The sequence below is a fragment of the Thiorhodococcus drewsii AZ1 genome (assembly GCF_000224065.1).
Classification (GTDB): domain Bacteria; phylum Pseudomonadota; class Gammaproteobacteria; order Chromatiales; family Chromatiaceae; genus Imhoffiella; species Imhoffiella drewsii.
Genome location: NZ_AFWT01000096.1, coordinates 1 through 2,195 on the forward strand (window position 1 = coordinate 1; position 2,195 = coordinate 2,195).

Consider the following 2,195-nt stretch of genomic DNA (forward strand, 5'->3'; position numbering starts at 1 on the left):
GCCCGATCTCGCTGTAGAGGCGCTCCGGCGCACTCTGATCATCCGCAGGTTTGCGCCCCCGTTTGGTCTCGAACAGCGTGCCGGCGTGCTCCAAGATCTCCTTCTTCCATTGCCCAACTTGAACCGGGTGCACACCGTGCTCCTGGCCAATCTCGTTGACGGTTTTCACCCCACGGATGGCCTCCAAGGCCACTTTGGCTTTGAACGCGGCGGCGTAGGTTTTGCGCTTTGCTTCACCCATTGTGATCAACCCTTTCGTGCCGGCCTGACAACTTAAATGACTGTCCGATTTTTAGGGTCCACTTTAGTAGGGCGTGTTGTGGCAGCGTATCAGGACCGATCAGCTCGAGCCGTCCGGAGCGGGCGCGTCGCAGCCGATAGCGTTCACCGGCGTGGAGGATGGTCAGCTCCGGGTCTGAGCCGAGTAATTCAGCACTGTAGACGCTGAGCGGTCGTGTTGACTCTGCACCGCTGGTGCGATCTTGTGGCCGCTCAGGAGGTTGTTCGTCATTTGCTGAGGCGTGTTCGGTGTGAATGCTCATGATGTGGATCCGGCTTTGGTGAAGGTGGTTGTGCCTTTAAATGATAACAGTTATCATTTGTATTTCAAGGCAGGAAAGGAGTGCTTCAACAGCTACTCCAGGTAGGTCAGCCACGCCATGCATGAGGTATTTAAATCGATGATTCGATCCATCCTGAACCTTGGTGGAAGTCTGCTGCCAGCCATTTTTGCGGCAGCCTTCGTACTCGGTCTCCTCTTGTCTTTTAGCTCTATAGGCACGCTTTGATGATGCGTGGTGGGGACGGTGGGTGAGCGCCCGTCCCCACTACGATCGGACATCGGGATTTACTTCGCGTTTTCCGGTCGGCTCATTGTTATCCGAGCAGATTTCCAGCTGCCGCATGTTCGCGCCGGCGATTCGCAAGCCAGGACGGGTGTGTCGAACCCCAGAAAGGCGGGGAGTGGTTTGATGTAATTGTCCTCACCGATCTCGTCTCGGACGTCCCTTTCGGTCCAGTGCGTCGGTCGGCGTGTTGTGATGTTTACGGCTCCGGCCTCCGCGTTGAGCCCATCCCTTTACCCATATCTCGAACCAGTTCCGCACACATTTCTTGTTCGATTGCGGCCCAAGACTGGATTTGTCGCCTGGGTTTCCGTTGCACTGTTTGTGACGTGAACGCCGACAGTTGGGATGGAGAACGATGCACGAGACAGCGCGAAATCAACCGATTGATCGAGCCCCCGAATTTCCCGAGGACCTGCCGCTGGGCACCTTGGAGCAGGAGCTTGGCACCATCGATCTGGGCGATGTCCGCCTGAATCGGCGCTCGCGGCGGGTGCTGGGGAAACTGGGTACGAAGCCGAGTGAAAGCATTCCGACGGCCTGCGGCGGGTGGGACGAGACGCGCGCGGCCTATCGCCTGCTCGATCAGGATCGTGTTACAGCGAAGCGGGTGCTGGCGCCGCATGTGGAGCGTACCGAGGAACGCCTGCGCGCCCATGAGCGGGTGCTGTGCATCCAGGACACGACCGAACTTGACTACACCACCAAGAAGGGGCGCATGAATGGCCTGGGGCCGCTCAACTACGAATCGCGCTGGGGGCTGTATCTGCATCCGACCCTGGCGGTCACCCCGGATCGGATCCCGTTGGGCGTCCTGGACACGCATACCTGGGCCCGCAAGCCCGGCCGTCTGGGGCAGGACAAAGCGGCCAGCCGTCCGCTCGAAGAGAAAGAGAGTGCGCGCTGGGTCGAGGGGTTCGCGCAGGTCAACGCCCTGGCCGAGGCCCTGCCCGACACGCGCCTGACCTACATCGCTGACCGCGAGGGCGATCTCTACGACCTGTTCGTCGAAGCCCCTTGTCCCGATCACGGGGCCGATTGGCTGGTGCGGGGTCAGTATCATGAACGTCGGCTCAGCGATGGACGCACTCTGCGCGAGGCGCTGGCGGACGCGCCGGTGCTGACCACGATCTCTTTTACGCGCCCGGGCGGACACGGCAAACCGGCCCGTCCCGTCGAGCAGCACCTCAAGGCGGTGCGTGTGACCTTGAAGGCCCCGTACCGTCGCGACCGTCGGCTCAGCAAGGTCACTGTCACCGCGCTCTTGGCCACGGAGATCGACCCTCCCAGCAACGATGACCCGCTCGAGTGGCTGCTGCTGACCAATCTCCCCGTCGAGAGGCCCGAACA

At 60.8% G+C, this 2,195-nt stretch carries 3 protein-coding genes; 1 reads left to right on the forward strand and 2 read right to left on the reverse strand.

Annotated elements, in window-relative coordinates; genetic code table 11:
• On the reverse strand, positions 1-241 hold a 241-nt coding region (locus THIDRDRAFT_RS23050), incomplete at its 3' end, for an IS3 family transposase (RefSeq protein WP_007043356.1).
• Positions 234-542: a hemin uptake protein HemP gene (gene hemP / locus THIDRDRAFT_RS25195; RefSeq protein WP_007043357.1), complete on the reverse strand. Its 309-nt coding sequence runs from the start codon at positions 540-542 to the stop codon at positions 234-236. The genes hemP and THIDRDRAFT_RS23050, both read right to left, overlap by 8 nt.
• A 661-nt stretch (positions 543-1,203) precedes the next feature.
• Here hemP and THIDRDRAFT_RS23055 point away from each other — a divergent pair.
• Positions 1,204-2,195 (forward strand): IS4 family transposase (locus tag THIDRDRAFT_RS23055; RefSeq protein WP_007043358.1); only part of this gene is annotated, 992 nt, incomplete at its 3' end.